Origin of the sequence: Bartonella refiksaydamii, assembly GCF_902652675.1 — a bacterium.
GTDB classification, from domain to species: domain Bacteria; phylum Pseudomonadota; class Alphaproteobacteria; order Rhizobiales; family Rhizobiaceae; genus Bartonella; species Bartonella refiksaydamii.
In genome coordinates, this window is the sequence record NZ_LR736292.1 from 41468 (window position 1) to 58332 (window position 16865).

Consider the following 16865-nt stretch of genomic DNA (forward strand, 5'->3'; position numbering starts at 1 on the left):
ATACAGGCTAAAATACGAAGCCTTTAGACTTTATAGTTGAGAAAAAATCTTCAATTACTTTATTGTATTTTAATGTGTAAAACTTCTTGATTTTTTAAAAAGCAGGTTTAACTTCATCCAAATAGACACGTTTCCCGCCCTTTATTTCAATTATACCGATAGGAATTTTAGGATTATGGTTCTCATCCATAGACATAGCACCAAAGGGTGTTTGAAAATCTTTTAATCTGCTAAGTTCTAAAGTGATCTTTTCACGATCATCACTACCAGCATTTTTAATAGCTTGCATGAACATCATATAACTCGTATATCCTAAAACAGAATTGATATTTGGTTCCTTATCAGGATAGGTTGCATTCCACTCATTCGTAAACTCTTGCGCAGCTGCTGACATGTTTGGCATATCCACACTATAGGGAAGTGTTGTATGCAAGAAACCTTCTGCAGCCTTTCCTGCGATTGTGGTAGTTTCCGGATTATCCATAGCATCTCCACCCATAATCTGAAATTTTGCACCCAACTCACGCGCTTGTTTCATGATGATAGCACCTTCGGAAAAATAAGAGGGAATAAATAAAATATCAGGTTTTTGTGCTATAATCTGTGTGAGCACAGCTGAAAAATCCTGATCTCCAGAATTATAGTTTAAGTTTGAGATAACTTCACCCCCCAGCTTTTTGAAAGCGCGTGCAAAATAGCTTGCAAGTCCAATTGCGTAATCGCTTGATATATCTTTGAGGATAGCTGCTTTTTTTGCGTGTAGAGTCTGAGCTACATAGGTCGCAATTCCTATGCCTTGATAGGAGTCAATAAAACAAGCACGAAAATAATATTTTTTGCCTTGTGTAACAAGTGGACTTGTTGAGGAGGTTGCAATAGCTGGAGTCTTTCCTTTTTCAGATATCTCCCCGCCAGCCAACGAAAGTGAAGAGCCATAGCTACCAATGATTCCACTAACTTTTTCACTAGCAGTTAAGCGCATAACAGCATTAGCTGCTTCTACTTTATCGGATTTATTATCAATGATAATGAGCTCCACTTTACGTCCTAGTATTTCTGGGACTTTTTTATGCGCTAGCTGTATACCTCTCATTTCAAGTTGTCCTCCAAATGCATTTTGACCACTTAACGGAAGGTAAACACCAATTTTAATAGGCTCACCTGCACAGACATTCGTTACAAGCGCCATTACAGTAGCGAGTGTAGTAAGTATTTTCCTTAATTGCATTGCACACCTCCCTTAAGCTTATTGCCGATTTTTATCGTGATTTTAAGTTCTTCTTATCTTGAACTTCTTCATCATGCAAGTTACACATTAGGAAAATATCACTATGTGAAAAATCAATTATACTACAATAAGGTGTTCATTGTAAGATATCTGAAGCAGACGATCAAACATCTTTGTAAATATTTAGGTATATGGGATCATGTTAATATCAAGAGATGCGACAATATGGGGAAATCTTATCTTGGGGCTTGCGTGTTGATATAAGAGCAATGTTTACTTAGAATGAAAGAATCGGTATCTTATAATTTAGACCTACAGGATCACGTTTTATTATGACGAGTAAAGATGTATTAAAGGGTTATTCTCTATCTGAAGACAATTTAGGTGCTTGTGGTGAAATTATTGAAATTAGCGGTGTCATTAAGTGGTTTGATGGTAGTAAAGGGTATGGGTTTATTATACCTGATTTGCCTAATTTTCCTGATATATTATTGCATGTCACGGTGATGCGGAGGGATGGTTTTCAAACGGCTCTGGAGGGTGCAAAAGTTGTCTGTGCTGTAGAAAAAACTGAACGAGGATTAAAGTGTGTTCAGGTGAAATCCATAGATTGTTCTTCAGCGATTCATCCGTCAGAAGTTCCAGCTCGTACACATGTTGTTGTTACTCCAGAAAGTGGTTTAGAGCGCGCAATTGTTAAGTGGTTTAATCGTGATAAAGGGTTTGGTTTTTTGAGCCGTGGACAGGGAACAGAAGATATTTTTATCCATATGGAAACATTGCGCCGTTTTGGTTTAGCAGAGCTTCGCTCTGGACAAGTTGTTCTTGTGCGTTTTGGTAAAGGTGAAAAAGGCTTGATGACAGCAGAAATTTATCCTGATATAGGAATTCCGTTTTCTACGCATTGATTTTACTTTTAAATTCGCATGGTTTCTTTGTTTTTAGAGAGGTATGCTGTTGCGCAAACATAAAAAGCTATAAAACTGGTACCTACAGAAAAAAGACATGTCTGTAAAGCTGTAAATCAAATAAAGCAGATTGCAAATATGGTGTTGAGAACAGTAAAATTGAGAGCAATAAGAAGGTGACTTTCTTATCTTTTTACTTATTAAATTCTGGTATTTTTTATTTTACGCAACAAAATTAAAAAGTTATCTGTGATGGTGATAAAAATGTTAAAGCCTTTTAAAAGAGGATGCGTCGTTGTGTTGGCGCTATTTTATGTGTTAAAGGTGAGTATAGCTTTAGCAAGGGAGCCTATGGAGTTTCCTATTCATCCAGTTCCTTTAAAAATACAGACAAAGCAAGATACGTTCTCTTACAAGGTAGAGATTGCTTTTACAAAATCACAAGCTGCTGCTGGTTTAATGTATCGCACTGACTTTCCACGTAATCACGCGATTCTCTTTAGACAACAGGAAAGTAAGCAGTTAAAGGATAAGCAAAAATTTTTTATGTGGATGGCAAATACGCCTTTACCCTTAGATATGATTTTTTTAAATGCTGAGGGTATTATTGTATCGATTGTGGAAAAAACTTCACCATTTTCAACGGATATTATTTCATCGGGAGTTCCCGCAACTTTTGCACTTGAGGTTAACGCTGGTGAAGTTTCTGAAAAACAAATAGAGAAGGGGCAACGTGTTATTCATCCTGCTATTTGTGGAAAGTGCGAAGGTGAAAATAATGGCGGCTGAAGATATTCGTTTTTTTGAATATGACGGTTTGCGCTTTGCTTACCGAGAAGAAGGGCAGGGGATGCCTATTTTGTTAATTCATGGTTTTGGATCTTCCTCACGTGTGAATTGGTATTCAACGGGTTGGTTTAAAACTCTTACTGAGAAAGGATATCGTGTTATTGCTCTTGATAATCGAGGACATGGCAATTCAGTTAAAAGTTACGATTCTTCTTTTTATACGCCTCAAGCTATGGCTGGAGATGCAGTAAAATTGTTGCAGCATTTGGAATTATCTAAAGTGCATGTCATGGGATATTCTATGGGGGCTCGAATTAGTGCATTTATGGCTCTGTTGTATCCAACATATGTACACAGTGTTATTTTGGGTGGCTTAGGTCTTGGTTTGCTAACGGGAGCAGGGAATTGGGAACCAGTTGCTGAGGCTCTTTTAGCAGAAGATATTTCTACTATTACCAATCCACGTGGTTTGATGTTCCGTAAATTTGCAGATCAAACTAAAAGCGATAGGCGTGCTCTGGCTGCCTGTATTATCACATCAAAACAGGAATTAACAGCATCTGAGGTTTGTAAAATTAAACAACCTGCACTTGTTGCTGTTGGTTCATTAGATAAGATTGGCGGTGAAGCAGAACCATTAGCAGCCTTGTTGCCCTGTGGTGAGGCATTACTAATTCCTAATCGAGATCATATGTTTGCTGTGGGAGATAAAGTCTATAAAGAAGGCGTTATCAATTTTCTTTCTCGTTATCCTATCATATGATGAGTTATTCATAGATTTGAGAGTTTGCGAATAATTTAATGTGTTTTATCTCCGGTAAGGTAGAAAGCTTATTGAGAAGCTGAGCTATTATGTAGTATGAATTTTTATGAAAAGTTAAAAAAATAACAAATTCTCGTTAACCTATTTGATATATTTGTGCAGAACTACAATCTTCTTTTATAAGTGAAATGAGTTATTCTGGAAATAGTCAAAAAGAATTTTGTAATTATGAAATAGGATTTTTAAATAAACAAAGCAGCTTAAAAAGATCGAAGTGCTTTTATTTTATAGAACTCTACTTGTGTTAGAAGAAAAAGGATATACGTGATTGACCAATGCTTCGCCAAAATATGCTTGTAAGTGCAGGTATTAAAATTGGGAATAAGATAGGAATTATTAAAAATTTACGATTTTCTAACCATTTTTTTATTTTTAAATTTCTACAAATAGATTTAACGATGATAGACCTTTTTAGGGTGGTTCTTAATTAAATGTGTTAAGATAGTGCGGTTTTGAGCATAGGTAACATAAGTGAAAATTGATACTAAGATTTTTTTTACTATCTTTACAAAATCATAGGAGTATCTTATTTGCTGCCCAAGAATTGATTTAAGAATCTCAAAAGACAGGAGAGCATAGTGAATGCTGATGAAATAAAAAAACTTGATAGTTATTTTAAAAACATATTCCAAAATTCAGCATTGCAAGTGAAGACACGACCTAAAAAGGATGATTCTTGTGAAGTTTATATTGGGGATGAGTTTTTAGGTATTATCTATCGAGATGAAGATGAAGATGAACTATCATATAATTTCTCAATGGCCATATTAGATATCGATTTAGGAAATTAATTCGTTCCGAATAACTGAATGGAATCTTTCTTGATTTTATTAAAATTCATATGATTTTTAATGCTTTAAAGCTTGTGTATTCGTTTCGTGCAATAATAAGGTGGTCATGAATAGCAATGCCTAATGCATTTGCTGCATCTTTTAGTCTATGTGTCATTGTTATATCTGCTTTAGAAGGTGTCGCATCACCAGAGGGGTGGTTGTGTACTAGGATAAGTCCTGATGCAGATAATTCCAAAGCTCGAGAAATTACTTCACGTGGATAGACAGGAGTGTGATCAATGGTTCCAGTTTGTTGTACTTCATCAGCAAGTAAACCATTTTTCTTGTCAAGAAACAAAACACGAAATTGTTCGCGTGTTTCATGAGCCATGACAGCTTTACAATAAGAAAGTACTTTATCCCATGATGAAAAGATATCACGTTTAAATAGCTCTGCACGAACAATGCGTCCGGCAACGTCTGAAATAATTTTCAAATCAGTTGCCGTTGCTGGCCCACATCCTTGAACTTCTTGAAGTCGATGAATATCAGCACCCAATACGTCAGCTAATGAGCCAAAACGTGCTATCAAGTTTTTGGCTATTGGTTTTGTATTTGCTCGAGGGATGGTGCGAAAAAGCAATAATTCAAGGTATTCATAATCTTCAATTGCATTTCCTTTTGACTTTAAATAGCGTTTACGGAGTCGTTCACGATGTCCTTGGTAATGCTTATGTATCTGTAGGTTTTCACTTTTTGTTTTTGATATTGGATTAATTGGAGAACTTGATGTTAAAGCAAAATGGTTGCTTTGGATGCCCTCCTTTTTATTTATTTTTTTAGCCATGTTGTTTCTACATTATTTAGGCATATAAATTGGGAATATAAAAAATATCTTTAGGAGATTGCGTAAAAATTTCGCATCCTTTATTTGTTACACCAATTGTATGCTCGTACTGTGCAGTAAGAGATCGATCACGTGTAACGGCAGTCCAGCCATCAGATAAAATCTTAACCTGTGGTTTTCCAAGGTTGATCATGGGTTCAATTGTAAACATCATACCTTGTTTTAGTACGATTCCTTCTCCAGGGGTTCCATAATGGAGAATATTGGGTGCATCATGAAAAAGCTGACCAATCCCATGACCACAAAAATCTTTTACAATTGAACACCGTTCAGATTCTGCATAGTGTTGAATAGCAGCGCCAATATCACCTGTCGTTGCTCCAGGTTTAACTGCAGCAATCCCTCTCATAAGACTTTCATGTGTTATTTTTAGCAAACGTTCTGCAGCACGCCTGATTTTCCCTACAGGATACATGCGGCTTGAATCTCCATGCCAACCATCGAGAATAAAAGTTACATCAACATTAACAATGTCTCCTTCTTGCAAGGGTCTTTTATTAGGAATACCATGGCAAACCACATGGTTGATAGATGTACAGCATGAATGTTCGTATCCATGATAATTGAGGTCAGCAGGAAGTGCTCCTCGCTCAGCACCAAAAGTAAATACAAAATCATCAATTTCTTGCGTAGTGATGCTAGGTTTAATAATATCTGTGAGTGCATCAAGGCATTCAGCAGCAATGCGACCAACCTCTCGCATTTTAACAAAAGCCTGCTCATCAAAAATGCGGATTTGCCCATTAAATTTTAAGGGTATTTTATTATATTCAATATATTCAGTCATTGCTTTTTCTGTTTTCTATTTCTACTCGATGAATCGAAAAAATACCTTCTATACTTACGTGACATTTTAAAGCATAAAATTCTACCCCTGATTTTAATGCTAAATCAAATTTACGTCCATAAGTTGGATCAAGATCATGGCATATTGTGAAAGATAAGCAATCTTCCCGTTGAATTATATAGAACATAGCGGCTTGTTTCCCTTGTTGCACAATTTTTATGAGTTTTTCAAGGTGACGTGTGCCGCATTTTGTCACGGTATCAGGAAATTCTGCTAATCCTTTTTGGCGAATAAAGTGAACATTTTTTACTTCTAAATAACAGTCAGGGGTGATGCCATCGCGCAAAAAAGTCAATTCGCGATTATGTATCATAGTATTGTTTTTTCAAAATTGTTTTGTACCCGTTTAATTTTGGTAATAATCTATTTTGAATTGCTTCTAATACAAGTTTGTTGGGTAAAGTTGTATTGATGCCAACCAAAGTATTATTTGCCTCGACAATTTCTAATCGATATGTGTATTTTCGCTTGGAATTGTTGTTATATAAAAGCCAAATATTGGAGTTTGGAGTTGCCAATCCAAGCATAGATTCTGTATTAGGAACTGACATCGTGAAGATGCCTTCATCGCTTCTTGTAACATCAGCAAGGAAATGTTTATAACGACGGATGATCTTTGCAGGAAAAAGTTTTGGAATAAAGAGCATATGCCTTTTTTAGAATGTATATTTTTTAGTTCAATTCAGATTGCTATTTGTAAATGCTATAGCACGTTAAATAATACGCTGTAGATGCAAAAAGACATTAAAGTAACTCATATAACCGCTCTAAGACCTAAGACGAAAGTTCGTTTTTTCTTTCATAATTCATTGTTAATCCTTTTAAAGTTATTATTTTATAAACTCTTAATGAAAAGATAATATGGACCGTAATTTGTTATTTAAAAGATTGTTTTATGGCATATTTTATTAAAAGGTTGCGTTCAAAAACAGTTATAGGGGCATAATATTTAGAATTAGGTAAGATTGATGGCTGGAACCGATAGGAAACGTAAAAATTTAACAAGTGGTCCAATTATTATTTTAGTCGAACCGCAATTGCCTGAAAATATTGGTATGGTAGCAAGGGCGATGGCAAATTTTGGGCTCTCTAAGCTTCGGTTAGTTACGCCTCGAGAAGCATTTCCAAATAAAAAAGCCAAAGCTGCAGCTAGTAAAGCAGATCATGTTATTAACGATACAAGGATTTTTGCTACGTTGCGTGATGCGATTGCAGATTTACATTATGTTTTTGCTACAACGGCACGTGAAAGATGTGGTTTTAAAACTGTAAAAAGTGCTGTTGAAGCAGCGTGTATGTTACGTCAGCATGAAAATATTGGACATAAGACGGGGATTTTATTTGGAAGAGAGAGGTGGGGACTAGAAAATGATGAAATCAGTCTTGTTGATGAAATTATCACTTTTCCAGTTAATCCTGCTTTTGCATCGCTCAATATTGCGCAAGCGGTTTTGCTTATGTCTTACGAATGGATGAAATCAGGTTTGGAAGATGTGAGAGATACAGCTTTTCGTGCAACAAAGATGAAGCCAGCGAATAAAGCAACCTTTCATGGTTTTTTATCTCAGTTAGAAGGTGCTTTGGATATCCGTGGATATTTTAGACCCCGAGAGCGCAAAGAAGTGATGGTTGCAAATCTGCGCTCTGTTTTTACGCGCGCTCATTTTAGTGAATCTGAGATTCACTTGCTACGTGGGATTATTTCTTCATTGGATCATTTCTCGCCTAAGTTTCCACGAGGGAGTGGTGCGCCTGTAGATTGTGATCGTAAAAAATTAAAAACAAGTGTGAATACTGATGGATGAACGGCCTGTTCTTTTTTTTGATAGTGGCATTGGCGGTTTGACGGTGTTGAGAGAAGTCCGCATGCTTGTCCCTGAAAGACAATTTATTTATGTTGCTGACGATACGGGATTTCCTTATGGAAGTTGGGAAGAAAATGTTCTGAAAAACCGCATTTTAAAGATTTTTAAAAATCTTTTAACACTCTATAATCCTGCTTTATGTGTAATCGCTTGCAATACCGTTTCTACATTGATGATGGCAGATTTGCGACAAAAATTTTCCCATATTCTTTTTGTAGGAACGGTTCCTGCAATTAAATCAGCAGCAGAACAAACAAAATCTGGCTTTATTTCAGTATTAGCCACTCCTGGAACAGTTAAGCGTTCTTATACACATGAATTAATTAATTCTTTTGCTACTCAGTGTCATGTTCAGCTTGTTGGAAGTGAAAAACTTGCTGGATTTGCTGAAGATTATTTACGTGGAAAACCTATAAACTTGGAAGAATTACGTCACGAAATCTTTCCGTGTTTTGTTGAGAAAAATGGCAAATATACTGATATTGTTGTTTTAGCTTGTACACATTATCCTTTTTTAATTAACTTCTTTCGTGAACAAGCTTTATGGCCAGTTGCATGGATTGATCCGGCAAAAGCTGTAGCTAAACACACAAGATCACTATTACCAAAAAGAGTAATACCGAAAACCATAAAGAAGCATAAGGATTTTGCGTTGTTTACATCGCAAAATGTAACTTCTTCTACAAGGCGTTTGTTAAAAGGATTTAGTTTAAATATTATGAAAGGAGTTGACTTTGGAGTCCGAGATCAATAGAAGTTACCTTTAGCTTTTTCTTTCGAGAAAATGGCATTAATTGACGTGTCCCGTGGATGACTTTACGTATTACATGTGAAGGAGTCCTGTCAGTCTTTTAATTTAAAGGCAGAGGAGGGCGCGTTTCCTTGAGATCTCATTGTGAGATTTTATGTTTTATTTTTAAAGGAAATGCGATGAGTAAACGCGAAACAACAAAATATAAAATTGACCGCCGTATGGGAGAAAATATTTGGGGGCGTCCGAAATCTCCTGTGAATCGCCGTGACTATGGTCCAGGACAGCACGGACAGCGCCGTAAAGGAAAACTTTCTGATTATGGTGTGCAATTGCGTGCTAAGCAGAAGTTAAAAGGATTTTACGGTGATATTTCAGAGAAGCAATTTCGTAAAACTTATGAAGAAGCTGCTCGTCGACGTGGTGATACTGGTGAAAATCTTATCGGTCTTTTGGAATCGCGTTTGGATGCTGTCATTTACCGTGCAAAGTTTGTTCCTACAATTTTTGCTTCTCGTCAATTTATCAATCATGGTCATGTTAATGTAAATGGGCGGCGCACAAATATTCAGTCATATCGTTGTAAACCAGGTGACATTATTGAAATTCGTGAAAAATCAAAACAGCTTGTTTTAGTTTTGGAATCTGTGCAATTAGCAGAGCGTGATGTACCTGAATATATTGAAGCAGATCATAATCAAATGAAAGCGACATTTACGCGTGTTCCTGCTTTTGCAGATGTTCCTTATGCCGTGCAAATGGAACCTAATTTAGTTGTTGAATTTTACTCTCGTTAAGTTCTCTATGGGAAGAGCTACTACTCTCTCTGCTTTGCTATATGCTAAGACTTATTATGTTGCTTTATAGCTATTGAGGCTAACGAAGTGCCTTTTGTTAAATAATGGCGCTATATCGAGTTTATTGTTATATTTTATAGCAATAAGGTTTATATAGCCTGTTCTTTTTGCATATCTCATCCTATAAATTGAAAAAGATAGGTTTGGTCCGCACTACATTCCTTGTTGTTTCTATCACTTTTACAGAATCTGCTATTTATTATGCAAGATTATGATATTATGGACAATGTTCTAGTTGAATATAAGGTAATGAAAAAGAATGTAGAGAAAGCTGATTTTTTATTAAGCGAAGTTGATGATTGTCATCCAATATTTCGGATTGCTCCTTCAACTGTGGAGTTTAATAAATTACGTAAACGGCTGTTACGTCATATGCGGCGAGCCTTGGATGATTTTTCTATGCTTTCTTCAGGAAAAAAATGGCTTATTGCTCTATCAGGTGGGAAAGATTCTTACGGTTTACTAGCGCTTCTTTTAGATTTAAAATGGCGCGGTCTTTTGCCTGTTGAAGTTCTAGCTTGTAATCTTGATCAAGGACACCCCGATTTTCCAAAGCATGTTCTTCCAGATTTTTTAAACTCTTATCAAATTCCATATCGCATTGAGTATCAGGATACTTATTCCATTGTTACAGATAAATTGCCCTATACGCAAACATATTGTTCGCTCTGTTCTCGGTTGCGACGTGGTAATTTATATCGTATCGCTCGTGAAGAGGGATGTTCTGCATTAGTTCTCGGACATCATCGTGATGATGTTTTAGAAACGTTTTTTATGAATTTGTTTCATGGTGGACGATTAGCAGCTATGCCTGGAAAACTTATCAACGATGAAGGAGATCTTTTTGTATTACGCCCTCTTGTCTATGCTGCAGAAGAAGATATGGAGAAATTTTCTCAAGCAATGCAATTTCCTATCATTCCTTGCAATCTTTGTGGTAGCCAAGATGGATTACAACGCAATGCAATGAAAGAAATGCTAAGAGATATTGAAAGAAGAATGCCGGGACGTAAAGATACCATGATTCGTGCTCTGACAAACGTTCGTCCAAGCCATTTACTTGATAAAAAATTCTTTGATTTTACAACTTTATTATAATTATAAAGATTAGTTGTTAAGTACAATAAGTCTGAAATTCATCTTCAGACTGCGATGCCATAAAGATCGTAAGCATCCGATTTTTCGATTTTTACAGTAACAAATTCACCTACACGTAATGGTCGTCGTGATGATATATGCACAACACCATCTATTTCTGGAGCATCATATTGACTGCGACCTTTGGCGGTTTTTCCTTGACTTTCATCAATCAGAACTTGAAGTCTTTTTCCGATTTTTTTCTTTAAAAGATGGGTAGAAATTTGTTGTTGTTTCGTCATAAAGCGGTGCCAGCGTTTTTCTTTTATTTCTTCAGAAATGTTTTCTAATCCTAAATCATTTGCAGCAGCACCTTTTACTTCTTCATATTTAAAACAGCCAGCACGTTCAATTTTTGTTTCCTCTAACCATTCGAGAAGTGTGTTAAAATCTTCATCCGTTTCCCCTGGGAAACCAACAATAAATGTTGATCTTAAAGTGAGATCTGGACAAACTTCCCTCCATTTTTCAATTCTACGGTTTGTTTTTTCCATATGAGCAGGACGTTTCATGTTACGTAAAACCGTTGGTGATGCATGTTGGAAAGGAATATCTAGATAAGGGAGAATTTTTCTTTCTGCCATAAGCTCAATAACTTCATCAACATGAGGATAAGGATAGACATAATGCATGCGTATCCAAATATCCATCTTGCCTAATTCATAACAAAGATCGAAAAATTTGGTTTTTACTGTGCGATCTTTCCAAGGATTTTCGCGATATTTAATATCAAAGCCGTAAGCGCTTGTATCTTGTGAAATAACCAAAAGTTCTTTTACGCCTGCCTGTACAAGCTTTTCAGCTTCGCGAAGAACCTCACTGATAGGACGTGAAGTAAGATTACCACGCAGAGTAGGGATAATACAAAAACTACATCGATTAGAACATCCTTCAGAAATTTTTAAATAAGCATAATGGCGAGGTGTTAAGCGAATACCTTGTGGGGGAACTAAATCGATAAATGGATCATGAATTGGGGGAATTACTGTATGAACAGCTTGTATAACACTTTCATAAGCTTGCGGTCCTATAATGGCTAATACATTAGGATATGCTTGACGAATAACATCAGGAGCAGCACCAAGACACCCAGTTACAATAACTTTTCCATTTTTTTTGAGAGCTTCATCAATATTGGCTAATGATTCACTTCGGGCAGAATTAAGAAAACCACAGGTATTCACAATAACGAGATCAGCACTTTGATGCTTATGTGAAATTTCATAACCTTCAGATCGGAGTCTAGTAATAATTCGCTCAGAATCTACCAATGCTTTTGGACATCCGAGGGAGACAAAACTAATACGAGGTGCTACCATGATAAATCCTACAACTTTACGCAATTAAATTTTATGCGATTTTTACTTCGTTAAGAATAAAAAATGCTCTATCTTATGAGTGCGTATATTTTATTAATACATGTGACATAATATAAAAAGTACAAAATAATTTCTTACTAAATGTATAGAGCAGGTTAGGAAAACGTTTTTATTTTTTAATATTTGCGAATAAGTCCAATAAGTTTACCGTGTATCTGTACACGCTCAGAACCATATATATGTGTTTCATAGTGAGGATTTGCAGCTTCTAATAGAATAGTGGTTCCTTTACGTCGATAACGTTTTAAAGTCGCTTCTTTTTTATCAATGAATGCGACAATAATATCACCCGATGTTGCTGTACTTTGACGTTTAACAATTACAGTATCTTTATCAAGAATACCAGCTTCAATCATAGAATTATCCTTGACTTCTAAAGCATAGTGCTCACCTGAATTAAACATATCTTGTGGTAAAAAAAGAGTGTCTGTTTGTTGTAATATAGCAGAGACAGGTACACCCGTAGCAATACGGCCCATAATGGGAATAGTAATATTTTTTTTCTCTTGCGCATCAAAATTATCAATTTTTTTTGATATTTCTCTTTTATTTTTTTCTATCACACTGGGGGAAATTTTACGAGCTAAAGACAGATTAAATGTTATCTTATTGGGAAGGCGAATAACCTCTACTGCGCGAGCACGTTTTGGCAAACGGCGTATAAAGCCTCGTTGCTCCAAGCCTATAATCAGCTTATGAATTCCAGATTTTGAGGAACGCTGCAATGCAATTTTCATTTCATCAAAAGAGGGAGGAACACCAGTTTCTTTTATATGATTGTGGATAAACAAGAGTAGCTCATATTGTTTACATGTCAACATTCAGTATTCCAGCCAAAAAACAAAAATAGGCAAATCACGACAATATTATTTATATAATAATTATATTTATTAAATATATTTTACTATTTTAATTAATATGAATTATATTAATAATAAATTATGTAATATCTTTTATAAGAGTTATCTATATATTTTAATAATATAACATCGCATCCTGTAATTTTTAGCATAACATAAAGAGATCAGTTAAAAAGGTATTTTGTCAATTTAATAGGAATGACAATACAATGTACATTTAGAATTCTCTCAGGGGTTATTTTTATTTTCAGTAAAATTATATATAATTTAAAATGTTTATTGCTTTTTTCAATCATTAATGATATTTTTTAACATTATTCCAATTGTATTGAATTCCATATCTACTTTATTTTTGTATAGTCATAGGTTTCTAGTATATGTCCATTATATGTCCATTTTGCATTGTTGAGGTTATGCTCGCATTTGGAAGGTGAAGGAACAAAACATTTAAAGATAAAAAATGAATAGTCGTATTTCTAAATGATATAACCCTCATAGCTTCTGATAAATGTATCGTTCTCTTTCTGTGTTCGTTAACTTCAACGAGAGTAGCTATTGTTATTTATGTTCTAAAACTCAATTCACCATTTTTACGTATACTCTCTAGTTATTCTCATAAATTTTGAAATATTTACCCTTATTGTTTTAGAATCTATGAGGCATTTGCATGTTTAAATGATTCCTTTTGTTCAAGCTTAGAAAAGAGAAAAGACAGAAAAGTATTGATAACTGAACAGAAATAATAATATTTTTTTCGAAAGGTGTTGACCAAATGAAAAGTCAACCGTATGTTCCACTCACTTACTACAAGCAAAATGGCTTGTGTGTGAGCGTGTAGCTCAGCAGGTAGAGCAACTGACTTTTAATCAGTAGGTCCAGGGTTCGAATCCCTGCGCGCTCACCAATAGGTGATTTTAAAATTCCAAGAAAATAATGTATAATTATTAGATTTTCCCCTTAGACTAGGCTTTTTCTACATAATCAAAATAATTTACTACTCATTATGAGATTCATTCTACGTATTCACAATTTATATATTACGAATTATATATTACGAAATCATATTTTTAACTAATATATTGATTTATATAATTTTTTAATTCATTCATTACGTCTATGAAATGGTATTTTTTCTTGTGAAGATTATAAAGATATTAATAATGTATTAATTTGTTGATAAATAGTAAATTTTCAGGCTATTATGGGTGCGCGAGGGGAATCATCCGAAAATGTAAATTTCCCTATCGCATATAAGGTACAATGTGATTTTTGCAGTAAATACTTAATTAAAAATAAGCGGGCTGACAAATGCTTTTAAATAGCAAAGAGAAGTTTACTCCCATTCTTAATTCAACATTTCAATTTCTTTCTGTAGTGGTTGTTTCCCAGTTATTGGTATCTTGCTGTGCGAGCCAAACAGCACATTTTGCAATAAAAAATTTTTACAATAATAAAGCGACTGACGTGAATATTGCTGTTCTTTCTCAAAAAAATTCAAGTAAGAAAAATCAATCAAAAGAAAAGAGAAGTGGGCGTGCCATTGTCGGTAAACCTTATCAAATAAAAGGAAAGTGGTATTATCCCAAAAATGATCCAACCTATAAACGTGTTGGAGAAGCATCATGGTATGGTTCAGATTTTCATGGGCGTTTAACCGCAAATGGCGAGGTCTATGACATGAATCTTTTAACTGCTGCTCATCCCACAATGCCTTTACCTAGTTATGCTCGTGTTACTAATTTAAAAAATGGCTCTTCTATCATTGTCAGAGTGAATGATCGCGGCCCTTTTATGAAAGATAGAATTATTGATTTATCAAAGCAAGCTGCGGAAATACTAGGTTATGCAAATAAAGGTGTAGCAAATGTTAAAGTGGAATATATTTCTGAAGCACCTGTTGGTTATTATGATAGCGCTTATTTAATGGCTTCTTATATATCAGGGGATGACTCTCCGTCCTCGTTCGTATTGGCGGGGATTTCGAAAGAGAAAGAAAATATCGTGCTAAAGAGATTCGGTGTAAATAATCACAAACAATTAGATGAAGCTATAATTGAACAAAAACAACTCAATAAAATTCTTTCAATAAGATTGCCGGAAATTGGTCTCGTTTTGATTGATAAGCCGATGTTTTTTGATCAAGTAGCTTTTATAAATAAGTCAAGCAAAAAAATGCGAGTTAATTAATTACAAGTGTTTTGAGAAAAATAATGTTTGTTTTTAATCATCTATAATTTAAAAATTATAGATGATTAGAGGTAGTTAATTGTAGTAAGATTTTCATTTTAAATAAAAAAATGAGTTTGTGTATTGCGTGTTGCGTATTGTTATGAAAAAGGTAACGCTTTAAAAGCATCACTACGCTTGGCGTGCGTTTAAGACATTAAAAATAAATCCTACGCGAAAAACGAAAAAGAAAGTGTAGCATGTTGGTTTCGTTTGATAATACAGAGCGAAAATAAAAAACTGTTCTCATTTTTGGATGATTCTCTCTTTGCAAAAATAGACAAATCTTTTCTTGCATAAGAGGTTTCTTTATGTTGATTCTTTAGATACGGGAGAATCGACTATGCGTGTGCTATTAAGCATTTTATTTACCTTATTTATGATGTTTACACTGAGCGGGTGGGGGAGAGCACAAAAATTTCAAAATTCTGCATCGCAATTACTGTTACTAGATAATGACACAGATACAGTACTTTTTGAAAAACAGAGTGATATTACTTTTTTTCCTGCTTCATTAGCAAAATTGATGACGGCTGAAGTTATATTTCATCAATTAAAAGAAGGCTTGTTAAGCAATACACAAGAGTTCAAGGTAAGTGAGAATGCTTGGCAAAAAGGTGGGGCACCTTCCGGTACAACCACTATGTTTGCGAAAGTGAATACAGAAATTAGTGTTTCTGATCTTTTGCGTGGTTTAATTATTGTCAATGGAAATGATGCCGCTATTATTCTTGCTGAGGGAATATCAGGAAGTGAAGCTAATTTCGCGAAGCTGATGAATCAGAGAGCTAAAATACTCGGATTATCACATAGCCATTTTGTTAATGCGACAGGGCTTCCTCAAGAGGGGCAGTTTGTGACAGTACGTGATATGATTGTACTAGCGCGTCATATCGTTCATGAATATCCCCATTATTATGCCCTTTATCGTGAACCTCATTTTACTTGGAATAAAATTTTTCAACGCAATAAAAATCCTCTTATTTCTAAGGAAATTGGTATAGAAGGTTTCGGTTTTGGTTATAGTAAAAAAGAAGGTTTTTCAATGGTTGCTTCAGTTTATAAAAATCATCGACGCCTTTTTTTAGCAGTAAATGGTTTGCAAGATGGTAAAGGATATACAAAAGAAGTAGAACGCATTCTTCAATGGGGAATGACAGCTTTTGGTCTTAAAACGGTTTTTACAAAAGGGGAAACGGTTGGTTATGCTTCTGTTTATGGCGGAATTCACAATTCTGTTCCACTTATTGTTAAAAAATCAGTAAATTTTATGCTTTTGAATGAAAAAAAAGTGAATGTTAAAGCAAAAATTAAATATCATGGTCCATTGAAAGCTCCTATTGCTTTAGGGCAACCAGTTGGTGTTATTCAAATTTTAGAAGATAAAAAACTTCTTCTTGAAAAACCAGTTTTTGCTGGAAGAAATGTTCAGGAGGGAAACTTCTTGAAAAAAGTAAAAGATGCGTTCTATGAAATAACAATTGGATGGTTACGAAAATATTTATAGTACATGCT

The 16865-nt window shown here is 34.9% G+C and carries 15 protein-coding genes, 1 tRNA gene and 1 pseudogene; 11 read left to right on the top strand and 6 right to left on the bottom strand.

All coding sequences use genetic code 11. The features are described from left to right. Positions 1-94: 94 nt before the first annotated feature. Positions 95-1228 (bottom strand): ABC transporter substrate-binding protein, encoded by a 1134-nt coding sequence (locus tag GQO39_RS02630; protein WP_156850830.1) that lies wholly within the window; start codon positions 1226-1228, stop codon positions 95-97. A 332-nt stretch (positions 1229-1560) separates the two neighbouring features. Here GQO39_RS02630 and GQO39_RS02635 point away from each other — a divergent pair, with 332 nt between their 5' ends. The 4 genes from GQO39_RS02635 (at position 1561) to GQO39_RS02650 (ending at position 4539) form a co-directional block, all read left to right on the top strand. Further along, positions 1561-2136 carry a cold-shock protein gene (locus GQO39_RS02635; protein WP_156850831.1) on the top strand — a complete coding sequence of 192 codons (576 nt, stop codon included), beginning with the start codon at positions 1561-1563 and terminating at the stop codon, positions 2134-2136. 264 nt (positions 2137-2400) lie between these two features. Then, a complete protein-coding gene (locus GQO39_RS02640) occupies positions 2401-2925 on the top strand; it encodes a DUF192 domain-containing protein (protein ID WP_156850832.1) in 525 nt (174 codons plus the stop codon). Further along, positions 2915-3688 carry an alpha/beta fold hydrolase gene (locus tag GQO39_RS02645; protein WP_156850833.1) on the top strand — a complete coding sequence of 258 codons (774 nt, stop codon included), beginning with the start codon at positions 2915-2917 and terminating at the stop codon, positions 3686-3688. Before GQO39_RS02640 ends, GQO39_RS02645 begins: the two co-directional genes overlap by 11 nt. A gap of 638 nt (positions 3689-4326) precedes the next feature. Continuing rightward, positions 4327-4539 (top strand): DUF3126 family protein, encoded by a 213-nt coding sequence (locus GQO39_RS02650; protein ID WP_007553306.1) that lies wholly within the window; start codon positions 4327-4329, stop codon positions 4537-4539. A gap of 46 nt (positions 4540-4585) precedes the next feature. Here GQO39_RS02650 and radC read toward each other — a convergent pair whose 3' ends face one another. The 3 genes and pseudogenes from radC to sfsA all read right to left on the bottom strand — a co-directional run bounded on the left by radC (position 4586) and on the right by sfsA (position 6922). Continuing rightward, positions 4586-5368, bottom strand: coding sequence for a RadC family protein (gene radC, locus GQO39_RS02655; protein WP_156850834.1), 783 nt, complete (start codon positions 5366-5368; stop codon positions 4586-4588). Positions 5369-5384: 16 nt separating this feature from the next. After that, a complete protein-coding gene (gene map, locus GQO39_RS02660; protein WP_007553308.1) occupies positions 5385-6215 on the bottom strand; it encodes a type I methionyl aminopeptidase in 831 nt (276 codons plus the stop codon). After that, positions 6208-6922, bottom strand: a pseudogene (gene sfsA / locus GQO39_RS02665) (DNA/RNA nuclease SfsA). Before sfsA ends, map begins: the two are co-directional and overlap by 8 nt. Before the next feature lie 321 nt (positions 6923-7243). Here sfsA and GQO39_RS02670 point away from each other — a divergent pair. The 4 genes from GQO39_RS02670 (at position 7244) to ttcA (ending at position 10846) form a co-directional block, all read left to right on the top strand. Beyond that, positions 7244-8080, top strand: coding sequence for an RNA methyltransferase (locus GQO39_RS02670; protein ID WP_156850835.1), 837 nt, complete (start codon positions 7244-7246; stop codon positions 8078-8080). Next, complete coding sequence (gene murI / locus GQO39_RS02675) at positions 8073-8894, top strand: glutamate racemase (RefSeq protein ID WP_156850836.1); 822 nt, start codon at positions 8073-8075, stop codon at positions 8892-8894. Before GQO39_RS02670 ends, murI begins: the two co-directional genes overlap by 8 nt. Positions 8895-9070: 176 nt before the next feature. Next, positions 9071-9688 (top strand): 30S ribosomal protein S4, encoded by a 618-nt coding sequence (gene rpsD / locus GQO39_RS02680; protein WP_007553313.1) that lies wholly within the window; start codon positions 9071-9073, stop codon positions 9686-9688. A 279-nt stretch (positions 9689-9967) separates the two neighbouring features. Then, positions 9968-10846, top strand: a complete 879-nt coding sequence (ttcA, locus tag GQO39_RS02685) for a tRNA 2-thiocytidine(32) synthetase TtcA (protein WP_156850890.1) — start codon at positions 9968-9970, stop codon at positions 10844-10846. Between the two features lie 44 nt (positions 10847-10890). Here the strand turns inward: ttcA and rimO are convergent, their stop codons facing one another. Together rimO and lexA are read right to left on the bottom strand one after the other, a co-directional pair. Continuing rightward, positions 10891-12204 (bottom strand): 30S ribosomal protein S12 methylthiotransferase RimO, encoded by a 1314-nt coding sequence (gene rimO / locus GQO39_RS02690; protein WP_156850837.1) that lies wholly within the window; start codon positions 12202-12204, stop codon positions 10891-10893. A 176-nt stretch (positions 12205-12380) separates the two neighbouring features. After that, on the bottom strand, positions 12381-13085 hold the full coding sequence (lexA, locus tag GQO39_RS02695; RefSeq protein WP_156850838.1) for a transcriptional repressor LexA: 705 nt from the start codon (positions 13083-13085) through the stop codon (positions 12381-12383). A gap of 867 nt (positions 13086-13952) precedes the next feature. Between lexA and GQO39_RS02700 the strand changes: the two genes are divergently transcribed. From GQO39_RS02700 to GQO39_RS02710, 3 genes are all read left to right on the top strand, one after another. Next, a tRNA-Lys gene (locus GQO39_RS02700) sits at positions 13953-14028 on the top strand. A 404-nt stretch (positions 14029-14432) separates the two neighbouring features. Then, entirely contained in the window at positions 14433-15311 is an 879-nt protein-coding gene (locus tag GQO39_RS02705; RefSeq protein WP_156850839.1) for a septal ring lytic transglycosylase RlpA family protein, read from the top strand. A 382-nt stretch (positions 15312-15693) separates the two neighbouring features. Further along, complete coding sequence (locus GQO39_RS02710) at positions 15694-16857, top strand: D-alanyl-D-alanine carboxypeptidase family protein (RefSeq protein ID WP_156850840.1); 1164 nt, start codon at positions 15694-15696, stop codon at positions 16855-16857. The last annotated feature ends 8 nt before the right edge of the window (positions 16858-16865 follow it).

Excerpts from the sequence above, each read along its gene's own strand:
- rpsD (WP_007553313.1), top strand. The coding sequence starts at position 9,071 with ATGAGTAAACGCGAAACAACAAAATATAAAATTGACCGCCGTATGGGA.
- GQO39_RS02710 (WP_156850840.1), top strand. The coding sequence starts at position 15,694 with ATGCGTGTGCTATTAAGCATTTTATTTACCTTATTTATGATGTTTACA.
- GQO39_RS02645 (WP_156850833.1), top strand. The coding sequence starts at position 2,915 with ATGGCGGCTGAAGATATTCGTTTTTTTGAATATGACGGTTTGCGCTTT.
- ttcA (WP_156850890.1), top strand. The coding sequence starts at position 9,968 with ATGGACAATGTTCTAGTTGAATATAAGGTAATGAAAAAGAATGTAGAG.
- radC (WP_156850834.1), bottom strand. The coding sequence starts at position 5,368 with ATGGCTAAAAAAATAAATAAAAAGGAGGGCATCCAAAGCAACCATTTT.
- lexA (WP_156850838.1), bottom strand. The coding sequence starts at position 13,085 with ATGTTGACATGTAAACAATATGAGCTACTCTTGTTTATCCACAATCAT.
- rimO (WP_156850837.1), bottom strand. The coding sequence starts at position 12,204 with ATGGTAGCACCTCGTATTAGTTTTGTCTCCCTCGGATGTCCAAAAGCA.
- GQO39_RS02670 (WP_156850835.1), top strand. The coding sequence starts at position 7,244 with ATGGCTGGAACCGATAGGAAACGTAAAAATTTAACAAGTGGTCCAATT.
- GQO39_RS02630 (WP_156850830.1), bottom strand. The coding sequence starts at position 1,228 with ATGCAATTAAGGAAAATACTTACTACACTCGCTACTGTAATGGCGCTT.
- murI (WP_156850836.1), top strand. The coding sequence starts at position 8,073 with ATGGATGAACGGCCTGTTCTTTTTTTTGATAGTGGCATTGGCGGTTTG.
- map (WP_007553308.1), bottom strand. The coding sequence starts at position 6,215 with ATGACTGAATATATTGAATATAATAAAATACCCTTAAAATTTAATGGG.
- GQO39_RS02635 (WP_156850831.1), top strand. The coding sequence starts at position 1,561 with ATGACGAGTAAAGATGTATTAAAGGGTTATTCTCTATCTGAAGACAAT.
- GQO39_RS02705 (WP_156850839.1), top strand. The coding sequence starts at position 14,433 with ATGCTTTTAAATAGCAAAGAGAAGTTTACTCCCATTCTTAATTCAACA.
- GQO39_RS02640 (WP_156850832.1), top strand. The coding sequence starts at position 2,401 with ATGTTAAAGCCTTTTAAAAGAGGATGCGTCGTTGTGTTGGCGCTATTT.